This window comes from Paenibacillus sp. FSL M7-0896, from assembly GCF_037975415.1.
Lineage (GTDB): Bacteria > Bacillota > Bacilli > Paenibacillales > Paenibacillaceae > Paenibacillus_AQ > Paenibacillus_AQ silagei.
Window position 1 is genome coordinate 5,947,040 of the sequence record NZ_CP150250.1, and the last position, 20,270, is coordinate 5,967,309.

The 20,270-nt window shown below is 53.1% G+C and carries 13 protein-coding genes; 3 read left to right on the forward strand and 10 right to left on the reverse strand.

Going from position 1 to position 20,270, the window contains the following annotated elements; all coding sequences use genetic code 11:
- Positions 1-25: 25 nt before the first annotated feature.
- Together sdhA and MKY12_RS25605 are read right to left on the reverse strand one after the other, a co-directional pair.
- Positions 26-1,768, reverse strand: a complete 1,743-nt coding sequence (gene sdhA / locus MKY12_RS25600; protein ID WP_339250868.1) for a succinate dehydrogenase flavoprotein subunit — start codon at positions 1,766-1,768, stop codon at positions 26-28.
- A gap of 42 nt (positions 1,769-1,810) precedes the next feature.
- Positions 1,811-2,476 carry a succinate dehydrogenase cytochrome b558 subunit gene (locus tag MKY12_RS25605; protein ID WP_036727089.1) on the reverse strand — a complete coding sequence of 222 codons (666 nt, stop codon included), beginning with the start codon at positions 2,474-2,476 and terminating at the stop codon, positions 1,811-1,813.
- A gap of 417 nt (positions 2,477-2,893) precedes the next feature.
- Between MKY12_RS25605 and MKY12_RS25610 the strand changes: the two genes are divergently transcribed.
- Positions 2,894-3,793 (forward strand): LysR family transcriptional regulator, encoded by a 900-nt coding sequence (locus MKY12_RS25610; RefSeq protein ID WP_339311427.1) that lies wholly within the window; start codon positions 2,894-2,896, stop codon positions 3,791-3,793.
- Positions 3,794-3,908: 115 nt separating this feature from the next.
- Here MKY12_RS25610 and MKY12_RS25615 read toward each other — a convergent pair whose 3' ends face one another.
- From MKY12_RS25615 to MKY12_RS25625, 3 genes are all read right to left on the reverse strand, one after another.
- A complete protein-coding gene (locus MKY12_RS25615; protein ID WP_339311428.1) occupies positions 3,909-5,558 on the reverse strand; it encodes an ABC transporter substrate-binding protein in 1,650 nt (549 codons plus the stop codon).
- A 65-nt stretch (positions 5,559-5,623) separates the two neighbouring features.
- Positions 5,624-6,523 (reverse strand): carbohydrate ABC transporter permease, encoded by a 900-nt coding sequence (locus MKY12_RS25620; protein ID WP_051478153.1) that lies wholly within the window; start codon positions 6,521-6,523, stop codon positions 5,624-5,626.
- A 14-nt stretch (positions 6,524-6,537) separates the two neighbouring features.
- Complete coding sequence (locus MKY12_RS25625; protein WP_209875949.1) at positions 6,538-7,497, reverse strand: ABC transporter permease subunit; 960 nt, start codon at positions 7,495-7,497, stop codon at positions 6,538-6,540.
- 672 nt (positions 7,498-8,169) lie between these two features.
- On the opposite strand from MKY12_RS25625, the gene MKY12_RS25630 reads away from it, so the two are divergent.
- Complete coding sequence (locus tag MKY12_RS25630; protein ID WP_339249709.1) at positions 8,170-9,492, forward strand: IS4 family transposase; 1,323 nt, start codon at positions 8,170-8,172, stop codon at positions 9,490-9,492.
- Positions 9,493-10,315: 823 nt separating this feature from the next.
- Here MKY12_RS25630 and MKY12_RS25635 read toward each other — a convergent pair.
- The 3 genes from MKY12_RS25635 to MKY12_RS25645 all read right to left on the reverse strand — a co-directional run bounded on the left by MKY12_RS25635 (position 10,316) and on the right by MKY12_RS25645 (position 14,870).
- Entirely contained in the window at positions 10,316-12,583 is a 2,268-nt protein-coding gene (locus MKY12_RS25635; RefSeq protein WP_339250875.1) for an AraC family transcriptional regulator, read from the reverse strand.
- Positions 12,584-12,827: 244 nt separating this feature from the next.
- Positions 12,828-13,496, reverse strand: a complete 669-nt coding sequence (locus tag MKY12_RS25640; protein WP_036721939.1) for a TrkA family potassium uptake protein — start codon at positions 13,494-13,496, stop codon at positions 12,828-12,830.
- Positions 13,497-13,508: 12 nt separating this feature from the next.
- Positions 13,509-14,870, reverse strand: a complete 1,362-nt coding sequence (locus MKY12_RS25645; protein WP_235191735.1) for a TrkH family potassium uptake protein — start codon at positions 14,868-14,870, stop codon at positions 13,509-13,511.
- 250 nt (positions 14,871-15,120) lie between these two features.
- Between MKY12_RS25645 and MKY12_RS25650 the strand changes: the two genes are divergently transcribed.
- Positions 15,121-16,824 carry a CPBP family intramembrane glutamic endopeptidase gene (locus MKY12_RS25650; RefSeq protein ID WP_036721941.1) on the forward strand — a complete coding sequence of 568 codons (1,704 nt, stop codon included), beginning with the start codon at positions 15,121-15,123 and terminating at the stop codon, positions 16,822-16,824.
- 67 nt (positions 16,825-16,891) lie between these two features.
- On the opposite strand, the gene MKY12_RS25655 is transcribed toward MKY12_RS25650, so the two are convergent.
- Together MKY12_RS25655 and MKY12_RS25660 are read right to left on the reverse strand one after the other, a co-directional pair.
- Positions 16,892-18,646, reverse strand: a complete 1,755-nt coding sequence (locus MKY12_RS25655; RefSeq protein WP_036722089.1) for a sensor histidine kinase — start codon at positions 18,644-18,646, stop codon at positions 16,892-16,894.
- A 12-nt stretch (positions 18,647-18,658) separates the two neighbouring features.
- The gene (locus MKY12_RS25660; RefSeq protein ID WP_036721943.1) at positions 18,659-20,215 is read right to left on the reverse strand and encodes a helix-turn-helix domain-containing protein; all 1,557 of its coding nucleotides are present in this window, start codon (positions 20,213-20,215) and stop codon (positions 18,659-18,661) included.
- Positions 20,216-20,270: the final 55 nt, after the last annotated feature.

Genomic DNA, 20,270 nt, shown 5'->3' on the forward strand with positions numbered 1-20,270 from the left:
TAGAAAGTTTGGTTAGTCTAACCTGTCAGTCCTTCGAGTAATCCCGTACGCGCGGAGGAATCAGCGATACATCGACTTCCTCGTAGGAGATATGCGGACCGTCTGCTGTCCAGGCGGCTTTGGTGGTCTTGAGGAATTCCTCATCATTGCGCGTCGGGAATTCCGGCTTGTAATGTGCGCCCCGGCTCTCATTGCGCAGGAGGGCTCCAAGCGTCATCGCCTCCGACAGCTCCAGCATGTTCCACAGCTGGCGGGTGAAGGCCACGCCCTGGTTGCTCCAGCGCGAAGTGTCGCTCATATTGATATTCTTGTAGCGTTCCTTCAGTTCTTTGATTTTGCCGATGGTCGCTTCCAGCTTCTTGTTCTCACGCACCACGGTCATGTTCGCCGTCATCCATTCGCCAAGCTCCTTATGGATCACGTAAGCATTCTCTGTACCAGTCATCCCCAGGAGAGACTCATATTTATCGGTCTGCGTCTTGTGGAAGCTATCGAACACCGTCGAGGAGATATCCTGCACCGATTTCTTCAGTCCCTTGATGTATTCCACAGCCTTCGGACCGGAGACCATCCCGCCATAAATGGCAGAGACCAGGGAATTCGCGCCCAGACGGTTGGCCCCGTGGTATTGATATTCACATTCCCCTGCCGCGAACAAGCCGGGAATATTCGTCATTTGATTATAGTCGACCCACATGCCGCCCATCGAATAATGCACAGCCGGGAAGATTTTCATCGGAATCTTGCGGGGATCATCCCCCATGAACTTCTCGTAGATCTCAATAATGCCGCCCAGCTTGACGTCAAGCTCCTTCGGGTCCTTATGCGACAGATCCAGGTAGACCATGTTCTCGCCGTTAATGCCCAGCCCCTGATCCACACACACATTGAAAATCTCACGGGTAGCAATATCGCGCGGCACCAGGTTACCGTACGAAGGATATTTCTCTTCAAGGAAGTACCACGGCTTACCGTCCTTATAGGTCCAGATCCGTCCGCCTTCACCGCGCGCCGATTCCGACATCAGCCGCAGCTTGTCATCGCCGGGAATCGCCGTCGGGTGAATCTGAATGAATTCCCCGTTCGCATAATGCACACCCTGTTGATACACGGCGCTTGCGGCGGTTCCTGTGTTGATGACCGAATTCGTGGTTTTGCCGAAAATAATCCCCGGACCGCCGCTGGCCAGAATGACCGCGTCCGCCGGGAAGGTCTGAATCTCCATCGTCTTCAGATTCTGGGCGCTGATGCCGCGGCAGACCCGCTCATCATCCAGAATCACCGAGAGGAATTCCCAGTTCTCGCTCTTGGTCACCAGGCCTTCCGCTTCCCAGCGGCGCACCTGCTCATCCAGTGCATAGAGCAGCTGCTGGCCGGTAGTCGCCCCGGCAAAGGCTGTGCGGTGGCGCTTCGTTCCGCCGAACCGGCGGAAGTCGAGCAGCCCCTCTGGGGTACGGTTGAACATTACGCCCATCCGGTCCATCAGGTGAATAATGCCCGGTGCCGCTTCGCACATGGCCTTCACCGGAGGCTGGTTGGCCAGGAAGTCGCCGCCGTAGACGGTATCGTCAAAATGCTCCCAGGGCGAGTCGCCCTCGCCCTTGGTATTCACGGCGCCATTGATGCCGCCTTGCGCGCAGACGGAATGTGATCTTTTGACAGGGACCAGTGAGAATAGATGTACATGCGCGCCGGATTCAGCGGCCTTAATGGTAGCCATCAGGCCGGCCAGACCGCCGCCCACGATGATGATATCGGCTGATGCCATGATTGTTCCCCTCCTACAAGTTAATAGTTCTCTCTTCTATTACTAAATAAAACTGCGCACTGACTGCATCGCCGTAGCGGCAGTTTGGAATTCATCGTTACGGAAGGTAACCAGCGACAGGACGAACATGAAAGTAACGATAACGAAAATACCTAGGCAAAGTACGGACGATACTCTCTGTGAACGCGGCCCCACCGTGATTCCCCAGCTGATCAGGAACGACCATAGACCGTTGGAGAAGTGGAAGCAGGCAGCCACGATTCCGACAATATAGAGAGTCATCAGCAGCGGCTGGGTCACAATGTTATGCATCACTCCGCCAAGCTGATCATGCTCCACCTTGCCGAGCGCTACCTGGACGCGGGTGTCCCACAGATGCCAGACAATGAAGATGAAGGTGACGACTCCGGTAATCCGCTGCAGCGTATAACGCCAGTTGCGCTCAAGATTGTAGCGGTTCAGGTTCGGCTTCGACTGGTACGCGATGTACAGGCCGTAGACTCCATGGTACAGCAGCGGCAGCCAGATGCCGAACAATTCCAGGAAGAAGACAAGCGGCAGGCTGTTCAGCCACAGCACACTGTCTGTGAAGCCAGAAGCGCCACCCTCTACTGCTGCGAAGTTCGTCAGCATGTGCTCAAGGAAGAATGCCCCGAGCGGGATAACGCCGAGCAAGGAATGAATCTTTCTGGAATAAAATCCTCTCATGCAAAGTGTCCCCTTTCCATATAAAACAGCGTTTTCACAAGTCTTTTTAAAGAGCATACACCGCCGGGAGTACAGTTGAAACAGGGCAGCGGCAGGCTTGATTTACCGGCTAATAGTCTGTTTGCACCACTATCCATTGTTTTCCCGGACTTTGCTGAATAATTCACAATATGTGAATATCCTGTGTCACTTTTCATGTTACTCTTTTTTCGCTTATAAGGGAATTGCAATCTAATTATTAATCGTTATACTATAATTGCATAAGAATATTTTTAATATGATAATAATTCTCATTTAGCTTCATTAATAACATACAATCCAGACTTGTCTTCCTGCGCATCAGGGGCACCCCTGCTCATCTGCTATACTTTTTATCACAGTTGAATGGGAATTTGGGAGAGAGAGGAGCACTATGAAATGTATGATGATTTAGATGCTTTTGCTGCGGTGGTGGAGCATTCCAGCCTGAACCGGGCCTCGCGCCAGCTCAACCTGTCCCAGCCGGCCCTCTCCCGCAAAATCTCCAAGCTGGAGGAGCGGCTCGGCGTCGCCCTGTTCAACCGCTTCGGCAAGCGGCTGGAGCTTACAGAGGTAGGCCGCCTTACCTACACCTATGCGCTGGAGCAGCGGCAGCAGCGTTCCAAGTTCCTGGAAGCGTTATCGAAGTTCAAGGAGGGCGAGCCGCAGCTCGTGACGCTGGGGGCCAGCCTGACCACGCTGCAGACAACCCTGCCTCCCCTGGTAAAAGCGTACACAGAGAAATATCCGGCAGCCGAGCTCAAGCTTATCACCGGGAAGACCCATGAGATGGTTACCGCTGTCAGTGAAGGCAAATGCGATGTGGCCATCATCGCCTCCCAGGTCCAGGAGCCGGGGCTGCGCTGCATTCCGCTTTTCGAGGACCAGCTCCGGCTGGTCGTCTCCGAGCAGCATCCGCTGACCCTGACGCCGCGGCTCACCATGGATCATCTCTCCCGGCTGCCGATGATCCTTTTCTCCAAGGGAACCTGGTACCGCCGGACGACAGATGATCTGTTCCAGCGCTGCGGGGTTGATCCCGATGTACGGATGGAGATCGATTCCTTCGAGGCTATCGTCCGTCTGCTGCCCACCATCAAAGCTGCGGCCCTGCTGCCGAATTCGTATCTGCGGCCGGAGCTGCTGAACGGCGGGGGGCTGGTCTCCCTGCACATCAAGGAGCTGGAGCAGACGCAGCGGACCACTTGCCTCATCTACCAGAGCAGCGGCGGACTCAGCACGGCAGCGCGCTGCCTGGTGCAGGTGACGGAGGATGTCTTTCTGAACAGCCGCGAGTAGCGGCGGGGAACACAGCAATCACCCGGCAAGCCTCCGTAATGCTACGGATCGGCCTGCCGGGTGAGGATACTGCCGGGTAATTTTTTTTGCTATACTAAGCCAGACTTACACAAGATTAACGGAACTTGCCTGCATCAATTGCCGCCTGCTTCTCATCGAGAATCTCCTGGTAGCCTGCCTCCAGATACGTCTTCTTGGCGGCTTCATACGTAGCATCGAATTCAGCCTCCGGAGCGAGCACCACCTTCACGTACAGCTCCTGGAACAGCGTATTCAGATCCGCCTTGTATTCGTTCACCTTCTCCAGCACCACATTGAACAGGGCATCCGGTGTACGGAATTCGGCAACCTCGTCATAATACTTCACCAGATCATCCGCCAGCGGCTCATAACCGACCGGTGCCCAGTTGCGCAGGTTGGCCTTGCGGGTCTTGGCTTCATCCGGGTACTGGGCAATTTCTGTCACCAGACCCCAATAGTCCTTGTTATTGTTCTGTGCCAGCACCGCTTCGCCCTTATAATCCGGGTTCTTCAGCGCAATGCCGTCTGCGTCAAGCGTATAGTTCTCCCCTTCGATCCCGTTCTGGAACTTGAACAGATTCTCCGGCTGGCTGAGCCATTCCAGATACATCCACACGGCTGCGCGTTCTTCCGGCGTGGATTCATAGTTAATTCCCATAATGAAGCCGAACGGCCAGTAAGCGCGTCCCTGAGGCTTGTTGCCTTCCGGAACTCCCGCATACGGAGGCACCACAGCAAATTCGGCATCCGGGTTATTCTGCAGCGTAGCCGCAAAAACATCAGTGTTGTTCGCCAGATAGAAACCGAAGTTGCCGGTTTTGCCTGCCACGAATTCAGCCTTAATCTTCGGTTCATCGTTGCGCAGATAGAATTCCTTATCAATCAGGCCATTGTTATACTGATAATTGAGGTTCCGCAGGTAAGCCTCAGTCTCCTCCGTAGTCAGATCGGCCACACTGAGATCGGAATACAGCGCACGATATTTCGCATCCACCGGCCATTTGCGGAACGGATAGTTGAAGTTGAAGAAGTTCTGCAGCAGATTGCCGCCGCTTACGCCGAGTCCGGCTTCCTTCCATTTGGCCAGCATCTCGTTATACTTCTCGAGCGAGGTCAGATCCTCAACCTTCATGCCTACCTTTTCCACCCAGTCCTTGCGGATAATGTTGACGAAGTTGTCGGCTTCAGGGCGGGCAGCGAAGAAGAAGGTCTTCTGATCGTCCACGGTACCATACTGTTCAATCGTCTCACCCATGTTCTTCCAGTAGGTCGGCGCATAATTCTGGATCTCTGCATAGTCGAGCGGCTGCATCACATCCTCGCCATAATAAGTAAGCGCTTGCGGCATATCATAGTGGAAAATAATATCCGGAGCCTTGTGCGAAGCCAGGAGCTGCTCGAAATCCGTTACTTCTTTGGAGCGGGTGATCGGCACATAGTTAACCTCTATATTATATTTGTCGCCGAACTCCGCCTGCACCCAGCGGGTATAGTAGTTATCGGACACGTTCCAGCCTTCATAGGCACGCTCATAGACCGGAATGTCGAGTGAGACTTTTTTCTCGAAGCCCTTGGAATAATCAGGATAGGCCCCTTCGGTCTGGTTCGTAGCAGCGGCAGTCTCGGCCGGCTTACTGCTGGATTCGGCTGTATCCTTGGTGTTATTTCCCCCGGAGCACCCGGCCAGCAGGCCGGCCGTCATGACGGATGCCATCATTAACGAATACACGCTTCTTTTACTCATCGCAATTCCCCCATTTTTTGAATTTTCGTAATTCCAAAGAATGACTATATACCAGGGACGCAGGATTACTCCTTGACGGCTCCGAGCATAACACCTTGAACGAAGTATTTCTGGACGAACGGATACACACAGAGGATAGGCAAGGTAGCGAATACAACGACTGACGCCTTCAGGACTTCGGGATTGCTGAGCTGCACCTGGCTGGCCTCCAGCTGGAAGCTTTCACTTGCCTGAATGACCAGATAATACAGCTTGAGCTGAAGCGGCCGGAGCGAGGTCTCATGCTTGATATAGAACAATGCGTCCTGATAAGCATTCCAGCGTCCCACTGCATAGAAGAGAGCGAGTGTCGCCATAATCGGCTTGGATAACGGCAGCACAATGCTGAACAGAATCCGGAAATGCCCGGCACCGTCGATCCGCGCAGATTCCTCCAGACTGACGGGAATGCCGCTGGTCAGCGAGGTTTTCATAATCAGCAGATTGAAGGCACTGAAGGAGAGGGGCAGTACCAGCGACCAGATGGTATCCATCAGCCCCAGATTGTTGATGTTCATATAGTCGGGGATAATGCCCCCGCTGAAGTACATGGTGAATAGGAAGATAAAGGTGATCACCCTGCGCCCCTTGAACTGGGTTCTGGACAGCGGATAGGCGGCGCAGATGGTCAGGATCATGCCCAGAATGGTGAACAGCACAGTCACGATGACCGAGATGTACAGCGAACGGAGGATACTGGCATCCGCGAAGATTTTGTTATACGCTTCAATGGTGAAACCCTGCGGCCACAGAAAGACCTTGTTGGCAATGACGAAGGAGTCAGAGCTCAGCGATTTCGATACGACATGAATGAACGGCAGCAGGCAGATCAATGAGATGATAATAATGACGAGGCGGATCAGCGTTTCCCAGATATCGATACGTGCTTTATGGGGTGCGGCAGTGCCTCCGGCTATGGCTTTCATGGTTCCTCTCCTTTCTACAAAATCCCATCCTCGCCAAGCTTCTTGGCTACGCGGTCCGCGGAAATGACCAGAATAATCCCGATGACGGACTGGAATAATCCGATGGCGGTCGCCCGGCTGAAATTACCGCTCTCAATCCCCCAGCGGTACACCAGGACCGGTATGGTGGTGGTGAACTCCGTGGTGGCCTTATTCTGCAGCGCATAGATACGCTCGAAGGAGCCGTCCATTACTTTGCCCAGCGCCATAATCAAGAGCGTCACAATCGTTGCCCGGATCGATGGAAGGGTGATATTCCATACCTTTCTCCAGCGGCCTGCCCCGTCCACCGTAGCCGCTTCATACATCTCAGGGTTGATCCCGCTCATCGCCGCCAGATAGATAATCGTGCCCCAGCCCATGCTCTGCCAGACCCCGATCACGAGATAGCTAATGAGCCAATTCGTATCCTGCTGCAGGAACGGAATCCGGGTGCCTCCCATCAGCTCTATGAGGTTATTGACAACGCCGCCCCCTTCACTAAGGAGCTGATAGGCGATGGCTCCGATAATGACCCAGGACAGGAAGTGGGGCAAATAGAGCACCGTCTGATTGATTCTTTTGAACCGTACACTCTTGATCTCGTTCAGCAGCAGAGCCAGCACAATCGGCATCGTGAAGCTGAAGCACAGGTCAAGCACGTTCAGCAGCAGGGTGTTGCGGACGGCCCGGATGAAGTCAGGCTTGGCGAACAGGTCCTGGAAGACCTGCAGTCCGGCCCATTCACTGCCCCAGAAGCCTCTGGCGATCTTATAGTCCTTGAAGGCGATTACAAGTCCGGTCATGGGCAAATATTTGAATACGATGACAAAAGCCAGCGGAAGCATCACCAGCAGATAGAGCTGCCAATCCCGCTGTAAATAATAGCTGAATCCCTGTTTCCTTCTTAATAAAGGACTGTGATTCGTTTGTGAAGCGCTTGCAGCTTTCAACATATTCACCTCCTGCCTTGAATTCTCTTGCCGGCTTCCGGCTATTATTCTCCGGCCTGGCTCCTATGCTACCGCCTTTGCCGGGTCTTGAATATCATGAGTATTGATGATCACCTATCACAATTGATTGCCAATTGATTGCCGCCCGGCACTCCTGGCCTCAGCCGCAGGAGAATAATCAAAACTGATAGGCATTCCCAAAATTAATAAAGCGCTTTCAATTTGGAGGGGAGCAGGTACAAGTCGGATAGAAAGGCATGGCGAGGGATGGGGCCAGGGGAGATTGGAGTGATTGGGGCGATGAGGGAGTGATGAGGGAGCGATCAAGGAGCAATGATAGCTAACAGGGAGCGATTCGGGAGCTATGAGAGCTATCAGGAATGATTAGGGAGCTACTGTTGCTCGCCCCGCACGCTTTTGACTAATATAGATTTGAACACTCCTACTTTCCACGAACTCAGGGGCACTTGTGCTCCTGAATTACTCGTTTAGCCAACTTTTCTGGAATTCAGGGGCACTTGTGCCAATGTCATTAAGTTAAGATATAGAGCCAAAACAAGAAAAAAAGGCAGGTTATCGAAAAGATAGCCTGCTCTTTTTTTGCACAAAAAAAATCTTGACAATCCGTAGAAAACGTGTGGCGAAGCCCCTTGAAAAAACGAGGAGGTTACGCCAATGAATGCTTATGCAAATTCGCTGAAAGACAGACTGACATCTCTCATCCGTGAGATGGCGGCTGCCCCCGCGCCTTACGTCAGAAACCCGGGAAAGGATTTTACCCGAACGAAAAAACTACCGTTTGAAACGGTTATGCAAACCCTGATCTTTATGGGCGGCAACAGCCTCTATAAGGAACTGTTGGAATCGCAGGGCTATGACGTTAACACCGCAACTTCTTCTGCTTTTGTTCAGCAAAGAAATAAAATTTTGCCGTCTGCGGTCGAATCTTTGTTTCACACCTTTACCGCGTCCCATACAGAATTCAAGGATTATCGAGGCTATCGATTATTGGCCATTGACGGTTCCGATCTGCATATTGCAACAGATCCTGCGGACCCGTTGACCTATTCTCAAAGTCAGCCACATTCGAAAGGCTTTAACCTTCTGCACTTGAACGCAGCCTATGACCTCTGTAACCGGCTTTATGTGGATGCCATTGTTCAACCTCGAAAGTTCCGCAACGAAGGAAGGGCACTGGCCACAATGGTGGATCGCTCCCCCATTCAGGGTAACGTCCTTGTGACGGGGGATCGAGGATTTGAAAGCTATAATACGTTCGCACATCTGGAACGGAAAGGATGGAATTACGTCATACGCGTCAAGGATTTGCATTCGAATGGTATTCTTTCGGGTTTGCACTTGACCTTGGACGGAGCGTTTGATCAGGAGATTCACCTGACGCTGACTAAAAAACAAACAAAAGAGTTCAGGAATCGCCCCGAAATCTATAAAGTTCTTCCGGCTACCTCTAGCTTTGATTTTCTGGACATGCAAGAGAACTTGTTTTACCCCATTTCCTTTCGGGTGGTTCGTTTCCTCCTGCCCAGTGGCGATTATGAAACCGTCATTACCAATCTGTCTACTGCTGAATTCTCACCGGATGAACTCCGGGATCTGTATCATCTGCGATGGGGCATTGAGACCTCTTTCCGGGCTTTGAAATACACCATTGGTTTGACCCATTTTCACGCAAAAAAGCAAGAGTCCATTACCCAAGAGATATTCGCAAGAATGATCCTCTACAACTTCGCTGAAATGATTACCTCGCACGTAGTCATTTCCCAAAAGGATAAACGGCACCTCTACCAAGTCAACTTCACGGTAGCCGTTCACGTCTGTAGACATTTCCTGCGCTCCAAGGGTGATGGACCCCCGCCTGATGTGGAAGCTTTGATTCGCAAAAATATTTTGCCGATTCGTCTCACCCGTCCTGGGCAAAGGAATACACGCAGAATACGTAGCAAATCCGCCATTAGCTTCGTCTACAGAGTAGCATAATTCGGTTCGCATGAACATTTTTTTAAGTGGATCTTCCATCCGCTTTGTTTGCTATGCGCTTTTTTCCTTCCTTACACCAAAAACAAACGGCATAGGACGTTTCCCCATACCGTTTTGGATTCTCTTTATTAATTCCAAACTTATCTTTGAACTTATCTTAATGACATTGGCACTTGTGCTCTTCATTTACTCGTTTAGCCAACTTTCCCGGGATTCAGGGGCACTTGTGCTCTTCATTTACTCGTTTAACCAACTTTCCTGGAATTCAGGGGCACTTGTGCTCTTCATTTACTCGTTTAGCCAACTTTCCCGGGATTCAGGGGCACTTGTGCTCTTCATTTACTCGTTTAGCCAACTTTTCCGGGATTCAGGGGCACTTGTGCTCTTCATTTACTCGTTCAGCCAACTTTCCTGGAATTCAGGGGCACTTCTGCTCTTCATTTACTCGTTTAGCCAACTTTCCCGGGATTCAAGGGCACTTGTGCTCTTCATTTACTCGTTTAGCCAACTTTCCCGGGATTCAAGGGCACTTGTGCTCTTCATTTACTCGTTTAGCCAACTTTCCCGGGATTCAGGGGCACTTGTGCTCCTCATTCGCTCGTTTAGCCAACTTTCCCGGGATTCACATCCACCCACTTTCAGCACCATTAGAGGGATTTATCCCTCTCATTTCCACCGCCTGCCCACTTTCCACCGACAAGCCGAAAAACCAAGATCCTTGAAACGAGTTACCGGTCCGCCGGGGATGGGTTTCTAATGGTTTCTACGGGTTTCTATGGGCTTTTATAGGTTTCTATAGGTTTCTATGGCCATCTGTGAGCTTCTAGGAACTCTTGCTCTTCGCTGACTTGTAGCCGCTTGGCGGCATGCCTTCATACTTGCGGAAAAAGCGGTTGAAGCTCTGCACATTGGCATAACCAACCTCTGCGGCAATCTGCTTGATTGTCAGCCCCGAATCCAGCAGCAGCTCCTTCGCCTGCTCGATCCTTAGCTGATTGACGAAATCAATCATGCTGCTGCCGGTCTGCTCATAGACAAGCTTACGCATGTAGGAGTAGCTGATGCCAATCTGCTTGGCCATGTCCTCGAAGACAATCTCTTCGCGGTAGTGCTGCTTCAGGTACTCCATGATCCGCTGCGCATAATTGGTCTCATGGGTGCTCCGATCCAGGCTCTGTACAATCTCACAGTAGAAATCATACAGGTACTCCTCCAGCTCATCCAGCGTATCCATCGCGGCGAGAATCGAATACACGTTGCCCCGGCCCATAATCATCCTTCCGGTTCCGAGGTGGTTCTCCCGGAGATGCTTGATCGTCGCGCCCATCAGCTGATGATAGATGAACATAATATTATCGTAGGAGATATTATCCTCTGCGGAGATCTGGCTGCGGATGCTCTGCAGCTCCTTGAAGATTCCCACCAGGTCGCCGGCATCCAGGAAATTCAGAATTCGCCGCTCGCTGCTCTCAGAGTCAACATACTTGCGGCTGTTATCCTCCCCGTCATGCCAGTACATGATGCTTCCGGCCCCCTTGATCATCCTGCGCTTAATCACCTCCATCGCTTCGAACAGCCGCAGCGCCACCCTCTCCGGAGCATCCGTCCGCTCACTCACCCCAATCGTGACCGAATGCTCCAGCAGCTCAAGAGACTGATCGCGGATCTCCTCTAGCGCCTGATGAATCAGAGTACTATGCGCCTCCCCCTCCTCCGGAGCAAAGTTCAGTACAATCACTGTACAGCCCTCATTATGGTAGACACAGCGGGCCACCAGCCCCTCAGGGAAAACATTCTCATACTTGGCACTCAGCAAATACCGGTGATAACTGCGCGTCTCCCCATTGGTATGGCCCACGTATCTTCTATATTGGTCGATGGAGACCACCACCACTCTATAACAGGCATGCGGAAAAACCTCCGTGATCCGCGGCGGAATCTCACCGCGCAGCAGACGGTGTACGGCCAGACTGCGGGTATCCTGTTCGCGCTCCTGCAGCAGCTGGAACAGGCTCTCTTCCTCCTCCTGCATCCTTTTGAAGGCCAGATCCAGGAAGGCCAGCTCATTCTTGTTCACTACGCCAACATCAATCTTCGAGCGCATCGTCTGCACCAATTGCCTCAGGGGCCTGGATAACCAGGTGGCAAGGAAGATGGCCAGCAGCGTCCCCAGTACAATGATCGCCCCTGTCAGCAGAATAATATTCCCCTGCATCTCTCTGGATTTGGTCATCAGCTCATCCATGGAGCTCCAGCTGACATTCCACCACCCGGACAAGGAGGAACGGCTCCAGGCATACACCGTCCGTTTGCCCTCCAGCTTGCGGAAGGTGTAGCCTTCACTGGCTTCCTGATTCAGAATCTCCTGTAAGAACGGCAGCTTACGGCTGTCGGAGAGCAGCATGGACCGGTCATTGAAGGAGATCACCGTACCCGCAGCGTCCAGCAGCAGGTAGTTGCTGTCACCCACCTCGGTAGCATGCAGATATTTGCCGATCTGGCTCTCCTTCATGTTGACGACAATCACTCCCCTGGTGGTGGTGGACAGGCGGTTGAGCGGGTACACATAAGACACCACGTTCTCGCCCGACGCAAGCTTACGGGGCACCCATACCCCGCTGATCCCCCTGCGTCCCTTAAGCGCTTCAGTAATCCATCCGATAGGCTCATAGCGGGCAAGCGTCGTGATGCTGCTGTCGGTAGAGAAGACATAATCCGAATCCTCCAGGACAAAGAATGAAGAGTACACACCGTCCACCCGGCGGTTCAGGTTCAGCAATTCCTTGGTGACAGACAACGCCAGACTTACATTGTTATAGTTGGCGTTAATCTCATCGTAGGTCTCGAAGCTGCGGATACGGTCAAAAATATTCGTCGCCGCCAGACGCGACGTATCCTGGGCCAGATTAGCCAGCGCGTTCTCGTTCAGCCTGCGGTTGGCATTAAGCCCGGCCAGCGTGGATTCCCCGATAGCCGCTTCAGAGTTCTGTATAATCTGCGACCCGCTGTACCAGGTCAGGACTGCTGTAGGAATAGCCATAATGCAGAATAGAATCAACGCCAGCTGCAGGATCATCGGTGTTTTTTTCATCACGTATCCCCCTAAGGATTTCTATGTTACCGCTTACAATATTTTATTTTATCATTTCAGGATACATTTTACATATGTGTATAGGAAAATTTTTCAACCCCCGCGCGGCATGTTACAGGCTGGTGTACAGGCGTTCTAATGTGCGGCTGCAGGCTTACGCCGAAACAGCAAAAACGCCTGGATGCATTGCCATCCGGGCGTTTTTAGCTTTCTTTTATCGGGATAGGCTGCCTGGCTGAAATCCTTACTCCGCATTCACCGCTTCATCCTCAAACTCCTCAATACTGTCGTTGGAGCCGATCACCACCATGATGTCTCCCTGATGCACATGATCATGCGCAGTCGGGGCAACGATGATGCCATCCTCGCGGTTCAGGGCAATGATGCTGCAGCCGTATTTGGCGCGGGTGTTCAGCTCAGAGAGGCTTTTGCCGTTCATGCAAGCGGGCACCGTCAGCTCAACGACCTTGTAATCCTTGGAGATCTCGATATAATCGAGCAGATTCGGCGTCACCAGCTGATGAGCCACACGGATACCCATATCCCTCTCCGGGAAAATCACCCGGTCTACCCCCAGCTTCGACAGCGCGCGGCCATGCAGAATGGAGATGGCTTTGCCGACCACCTGCTTGACGCCCAGCTCCTTCAGCAGAATCGCGGCCAGAATACTCCGCTCCATATTATCGCCGATCGCCACAATGCCGCAGTCGAAATTACGCACCCCGAGTGAACGCATAATCCCTTCATCCGTAGCATCTGCCATGACTGCATGCGTCAGCCGTCCGGTCATCTCCTCCACCCGCTCCTCCTGGTGGTCAATGCCAAGCACCTCGTAGCCCATGGACATCAGCTCCAGTGCCAGACTTGAGCCGAAGCGGCCCAGGCCGATTACAACAAACTGCTGTGGTTTCATGACTTGATTCCCCTATCCAATTATCATTTTGCCTTCCGGATATTTATATAATGGTTTACCCTGTCTCGGACCGAGCGCATACGCTAGCGTCAGCAGTCCCAGCCGTCCGGCGAACATGGTCAGGCAGATCAGAATCTTGCCGACCTGCGTCAGCTCCGGGGTCAGTCCCAGACTCAGTCCGACATTGGCAAACGCTGAGATTGTCTCGAACAGAATCATCAGATAAGGCAGCCCCTCTGTAGTCGAGAGCATCATCGATACCGTAACGATCAGCAGCAGCGCCAGCAGCGTAATGGTTAGTGCCTTGAACACGCGCTCCTGAGCCAGCCGGTAACGGAAGAGCACGATGTCTTCGCGGCCGCGCAGCATGGAGATTACAGCTCCGATCATCAGCGTGAAGGTTGTGGTCTTAATGCCGCCGCCGGTAGAGCCCGGGGAAGCGCCGATGAACATCAGGATCACGATGAAGAACTGAGTGGCCTGACGCAGTCCCGTGATATCCAGTGTGTTGGCACCTGCTGTACGCGGTGCCACCGATTGAAACAGGGAGGCCCATAGCTTGCTCCCGAGATTCAGCGGTCCCAGGGTCCGCGAATTGGTGAACTCGAAGATGAAGATGACCACCATTCCGGTCACAATCAGTCCGGCTGTCATCGACAGCACCACCTTGCTGTGCAGCGACAGCCGCCGGGTGCGGCGGAAGTCGGCCAGATCGGAGATTACGATGAATCCGATTCCCCCGGAGATGATCAGGAACATAACGACCAGGTTAATGACCGGGTCTCCGACATAGCTGATTAAGCTATGATCATGCCCGCCGAACAGATCGAATCCGGCGTTATTGAACATCGACACCGCGTGGAACACCCCGTAGTAGACCGCGCGGCCAAACGGCATATCCACCGCCCAGCGGATGGACAGGAGAAGCGCTCCCGCAGCTTCAATGACCAGGGAATAGAGCAGCACCTTGCGGATCAGCCGCACAATCCCTTCCATCGAGCTCTGATTCATGGCTTCCTGAAGAATCAGCCGGTCACGCAGTGATATTCTGCGCCTGAACACCAGCGCAAACAGCGTGGCCATCGTCATGAACCCGAGCCCGCCAATCTGGATCAGCACCAGAATGACCGCTTGTCCGAAGGCCGTAAGATGGGTACCGGTATCCACTACAGCCAGTCCGGTCACACAGGCGGCAGAGGTGGCTGTGAACAGCGCGTCCATGAAGCGGAGCGGCTGACCGGGTACGCTGGATACCGGAAGCATAAGCAGCAGCGTGCCGATGAGGATGACCGCAGCAAAGCTCAGCACCAGGATTTGCGGAGGAGCCAGCTTCAGGAATCGGAAGCCGGTGATCTTGGAAGACGGTGACGCCAAACTTCTCATCCTTTCAGGGTTCCATATTAGAAATTACGAATCGGTCAGTATCAGATAAGCATACAAAATTATATACGTTATTGCCTAACTTCACAAAGACTCATTTTGATAAGAAGACAAAAATAACAAGCCTTTAAGCATAAGCCGGGACTTCTTCACGTAAAAGGATAATAAGGCATTTCTTTGTACCTGCCCGGCATGTAATACTATAATGGATGGATGAGAGCATTTTATTTCAAGGAGGCGTTCCATGAATCCCGTCGGCCAGCCCCTGCATCAGCGGCCCCTTACTACCAAACTTATCCTAGCCGGAATTCTAGGACTCATTCTATTTGTCATGTTCCAGATCGCTCCACAGCTCCTCTCCAGTTCAGACGGGGATACAGCCATTCTCAGCAAAAGCGAAATCCGGGAGAAGGCCGCCGCATTCGCTGCTGGGCAGCTCGGCTATGAAGCCGCAGCCGGAGATGAATGGGTGATCCTATACAAGACGGACTCTTCCTTCTACGGCTATATGTCCCGTGAGAAGCTGCTTCCGGACTATTCCAAGAATAAGCTGGACCAGCGTTATCCGTTCGATGTGTACCATGCGGTGCTCTATACGTCCGGAGAGGCGGCAGCCCGGCTGGCAGTCGATCTCAATATGTATACCGGCGAGCCTGTGGCTTTTGCTGTTGGCGCCGATGCCGACGCTGCGTCCGGGCTGAATTACGGGGAGCGGCCCACGGCGGCAACCAAACGTAACGATACTGCCAATCCTGTAAGCAGCATACCGGATCTGAGCCTGGAGGCAAAAGAGAGGCTCGCCCTTCCCTGGCTGAAGCTCTGGGGGGCCAATCCTGCCAAGCTGAAGATTGAGGCTAACCTTGATGGATACGGGCTTGTCTATTCCGACAACTCCGTCACCATAGGTGAATTACCGCTTAAGTACCAATTCAATTATCTGAACGGCGAGGTCTCGTACTTCCGTGCCGGATTCTCGGCTCCCGCCTGGCATGATACTTATGTGGACGGGCAGACCTCGCTTGCCAAGAAGCTCACCTTGTTCGGCTACGGCCTGCCTACACTGCTGCTCGGTATCCTGGCGATGATCTACGGCATTCTGCGCAGGAAGCATACTTCCTGGAAACGCGGAATTTTCCTGAGCTCCGTCCATTTCCTGATCATGATGGTCAGCAGCTACAATGTGGTATCCGAATCCGGCAGCGGCAGCGCTGAAGCCAGAGTTACAGCCGTAGTCATGTTCATCATCTACGTTCTGTACAGTCTGCTGATGTCGCTTCTGCTCTACTTCTCCCTGGTTGGAGGGGACGGCTTGTGGCGCTCTGAGGAGAAGCTGAATCCTTGGCCCCGGGCCTCCGAGCCCGGCTACGGCCACTATGTACTGAAGAGTATCCAGGCTGGTTATATCTGGGCCTTCATTCTGCTTGGCGTACAGACCGTCATGTTCATTATTCTGTCCTATACGCTGGATAACTGGTCCACCACAGATGCCAGCCAGTCGCCTTACAACATGAAGTATGCCTGGCTCCTGCCGATTGTCGCCTGGCTGGCCGGGCTCTCGGAAGAGGCGGTCTACCGTCTGTTCGGGATCCGAATGCTGAAGAAGCTGGTTAAGAATACGCTCATCGCTTCACTGATCACGACCCTGATCTGGGCACTCGGACATACGCTCTACCCGATCTATCCCGTCATCTCACGGCCGATTGAGCTGACGGTCATCGGCCTCCTGTTCAGTTATATTTTCATCCGGTACGGGTTCATCGCGGTGATGTTCAGCCATGTGGTATTCGACAGCATCCTGATGGGGGCTACGCTAATCTTCATGCAGGATAAGGTGAATGTAGGGGCAGGCATCGTGACCATCATCCTGCCGTTCATCGTCGGTTATCTGGTATACCGCTTCAATCCTCCACGGGAGCCGAAGCCGGTAGAACCTTTCTCTACTCCATAAACACCAGCAGCGGCTGCGCCTCCTGATCAGGGAAAGCGCAGCCGCTGCTGCTGTATAGCTATAGCTGTCATGACTCTTCCGGCACAGAATGATACGGACGGTAAGGAAAGCGGAGCCGGATCAGCGTTCCTTCGCCCAGAGAGCTGTGAATAGCTACGCCATACGGTCTGCCGTACTGCAGCTTGATCCGCTGGTCCACATTACGGATGCCATAGCCGATCCCCTGGCCCGCAGGCTCAAGAATCTGTCCGATCAGCTCCTCCTTCATCCCCAGCCCGTTATCCTCCACTTCAAAGACCACATCACCCTCTTCCATGTAAGCACGGATAACCAGGGAGATTTCATCGTCATACCAGGCATGCTCCAGCGCATTCTCCACAAACGGCTGCAGAATAAATTTCACGCTCTCGCTCTCCAGCACCTCCGGCGCTACAGCATAGGCGACATGAATCCGGTCCGCATTCTTGATCCGCTGAATGTCGAGATACGATTCCGCGATCTGCAGCTCCTGCTCCACGGGAATAATCATCTCCCCCCGGTGCAGCGTCAGCCGGTAGAACCGGGCCAGTGAACGGATGACCTCATGCAGCTTATCAATCTCCCCGAGCTTGGCCATCCGGCTGATGGAAGAGAAGGTGTTATACAGGAAATGCGGGTTCATCTGGGAATGCAGCACCTGCAGCTCGGTCTCCTTTTTCTCCAGACTGACGACATAGACCTCATCGATTAACCGCTGAATGGTTGAAGCCATCTCGTTAAAAGCACTGCCGATCTCCGCAAACTCATCATTGCCCCGGACCGGCATCCGCTTGTGGAAGTCCCCTTCCTGAAAAGATTTCAGGGAAGACACCAGCTTCTGGAAGCTCCGCGAGAAATACTGGGACATCGCCAGACTGATCAGAAAGAGCAGCACCAGGGTAACCAGACAGATGCCGATGGTCACATTGCGGACCTGCTGTGAATTCTTCTGCAGCGAAGCATATGGAATCCAGGCTACTACACTGGCCGGCATATTGGTAACCGGCTGTTTGATCTGCATATAAGAACCGGGCTGCTTAATATAACCTGAAGCGGCTGAAGCCAGCGGCTCAGGGATAACCCCGTTCGGGGAGCTTGTGAACAGCAGGCGGTCTGCGTTATCCACGATGAACAGGATGCTGTCCTCGCCCAGCTGCCCCGAGACTGCATCAGAGAAGATGTATTTCATATTCGCCGTCATTTTGATCAGACCATTCAGCTGCAGGGTATCGTAGTTGATCAGGGGCCGCAGGTAGGAGATGCTGCCATCCGCCTTGTCATTGCCCGTCTGCCGCCATGCACTGGAGCCGTAATGCAGATCGAGCCTTCTGTACCACGCTTCATCCTCAATGCGTTCCATATGAAACAAAGAGTACTTCCGGACATCTTCTGCTGCACTATCGTTGTAATAGAATTCCCCGACATCAGGATTGCTTACATAGACGGAGAGCTCGACCTCCGGGTCCGGCAGATTCGCCGCATTCTTCAGCCTGGGGAGGATATACTGCGACATAATGCTGTATCTCTCCCAGCCGGAATGATAGCCTGCCAGATAACGCGCCAGGGTCTGGTCTGCATACAGCTCATCGGTGCTGCGGACCATATCCTTTAGCCGGAAATCCACGTTGCTGGCCATTTGCCTGACAGCCACCTCCAGATTGCTTCTGGTATGCTGCTCGGTGGAACGCACAGACGACAGGTAGGCATAGCTGCCGATCGCGATGATCGGTGTCAGCACCAGCAGCAGATAAGAAATAAGCAGCTTGTAGCTTATGGGAATGTATAAGGATTTCGCACGCTTCATCTGCATGCCGGATCAGCTCTGCTTTCTGTAATCGGCTGCGGTCATATTGAAAAACTCCCGGAATTGCCTGCTGAAATAAGCAATGTTCTTGTAGCCAACCTTATCAGCCACCTCGTAAATTTTGTATTGAGGCTGATCGAGCAGGAGAATCGCCTTCTCCATGCGGAGCCGCACAAGATACTCATTGAAGCTCTCCCCCGTGTGCTCTTTGAACAGGACCCCGAGATGATTCGGCGAATAGGCAAAATGGGCAGCTACCGCCCGCAAGGTAAGATTCTCTGTCAGCCTCTCCCGGATATAGGCTTCAATCCGCTCCATCAGCCGGCGGTTCTTGTGCTGCTTCTTCATGAACAGAAGCTCGGAAATCTCAAACAAGGTACACCGGAGCCAGCGTTTGATATCGTCAACGGTCTCCAGATGATGAATAACGTCCATCTGCTGCAGACTCTCGTAGGTCTCGTTGAGTGTCCCCAGGTAAGCCTCCAGCCGGGTAACGATATGAATAGAGAAATGATAGACCTTCACCGGATGCTCGAACAGCGCCGCCATCTCGAACAGCTCGTCGAGGCAGTCGCAAATATCAGCCAGCCTGTAGGCCGCCATGGCCCCGAACATCCCCTCCAGGACAACGCTCAGCTCCTTGATCTCCTGAACCATACCCGGCTTGCTCATCACCGGCGGAATCACCCTGTTCTTGCCGATGAACATTTTGCCGTTCATATAAGCCTTCGCCTGGGAAAAGGAGGAGGCCAGTCCTTCCGGAGACCCCACCTCTGCTCCATAACTTACAGTGATCGTATACTCCGTGTGCTCACGGACCTTCTGCACCAGCTGCTGAAGCTGCTCTTCCAGCGTCAAGCGCTGCCCGGTATAGACGAAACCGAGCTGTGAACGGTTCAACCGGCACCATTTCCCGGCAGCGGCGGCGTCAATCTCTGTCCCGATGTATTGAAACAGCCGGTCCAGACCGGCATAGACATCCTCCGGCTGCTCCTGCACCCGCATCAGAACATCATCGGCCTCAATCAGCACCGCAGAAGCGCTGGAGAAGGCCAAATCGAGCGGATACCGGTCCAGGAAGGCGCCCAGCGTAGCCCCGTCAATGCTGCCCTCCAGCAGATGCTGCAGCACATCATTTTTGATGAAATCGAAGGAAGCGATCATCCCGCCGTCCTCCGGGCCCCTGCTCCGTTCCAGCTCTAGCTCGGCGGTAGCCGTGCGCAGTACACCGATCAGCTCCTCATCATCAACCGGCTTAAGAACGTAGGCATGGGCCTTCAAGTCGAGTGCCTGCTTCGCATAATGAAATTCCTGGTAGCCGCTGATGAACACGATTTTGAGCCCCGGGTTCAGCTCCAGCGCCAGGCGGGACAGCTCCATACCGGAAACCGCCGGCATCCGGATGTCTGTAATCAGCAGATCAATCTCATGATTCTCGATATATTGGAGAGCGGCAAGCGGGTTGCTCTCACTGCAGACCACTTCAATCCCAAGCTCACTCCAGGGAATCAGGCAGCGCAGCCCCTCCAGGTCATAATTCTCATCATCTACCAAGACAGCTCTGTACATCGCAACCAGCACTCCTTCATGCGGAAAAGAGGGTACATAACGTATCCCTCTTCTT

Coding starts and splice junctions, on each gene's coding strand:
- sdhA (WP_339250868.1), bottom strand. CDS start 1,768: ATGGCATCAGCCGATATCATCATCGTGGGCGGCGGTCTGGCCGGCCTG.
- MKY12_RS25605 (WP_036727089.1), bottom strand. CDS start 2,476: ATGAGAGGATTTTATTCCAGAAAGATTCATTCCTTGCTCGGCGTTATC.
- MKY12_RS25610 (WP_339311427.1), top strand. CDS start 2,894: ATGTATGATGATTTAGATGCTTTTGCTGCGGTGGTGGAGCATTCCAGC.
- MKY12_RS25615 (WP_339311428.1), bottom strand. CDS start 5,558: ATGAGTAAAAGAAGCGTGTATTCGTTAATGATGGCATCCGTCATGACG.
- MKY12_RS25620 (WP_051478153.1), bottom strand. CDS start 6,523: ATGAAAGCCATAGCCGGAGGCACTGCCGCACCCCATAAAGCACGTATC.
- MKY12_RS25625 (WP_209875949.1), bottom strand. CDS start 7,497: ATGTTGAAAGCTGCAAGCGCTTCACAAACGAATCACAGTCCTTTATTA.
- MKY12_RS25630 (WP_339249709.1), top strand. CDS start 8,170: ATGAATGCTTATGCAAATTCGCTGAAAGACAGACTGACATCTCTCATC.
- MKY12_RS25635 (WP_339250875.1), bottom strand. CDS start 12,583: ATGAAAAAAACACCGATGATCCTGCAGCTGGCGTTGATTCTATTCTGC.
- MKY12_RS25640 (WP_036721939.1), bottom strand. CDS start 13,496: ATGAAACCACAGCAGTTTGTTGTAATCGGCCTGGGCCGCTTCGGCTCA.
- MKY12_RS25650 (WP_036721941.1), top strand. CDS start 15,121: ATGAATCCCGTCGGCCAGCCCCTGCATCAGCGGCCCCTTACTACCAAA.
- MKY12_RS25655 (WP_036722089.1), bottom strand. CDS start 18,646: ATGAAGCGTGCGAAATCCTTATACATTCCCATAAGCTACAAGCTGCTT.
- MKY12_RS25660 (WP_036721943.1), bottom strand. CDS start 20,215: ATGTACAGAGCTGTCTTGGTAGATGATGAGAATTATGACCTGGAGGGG.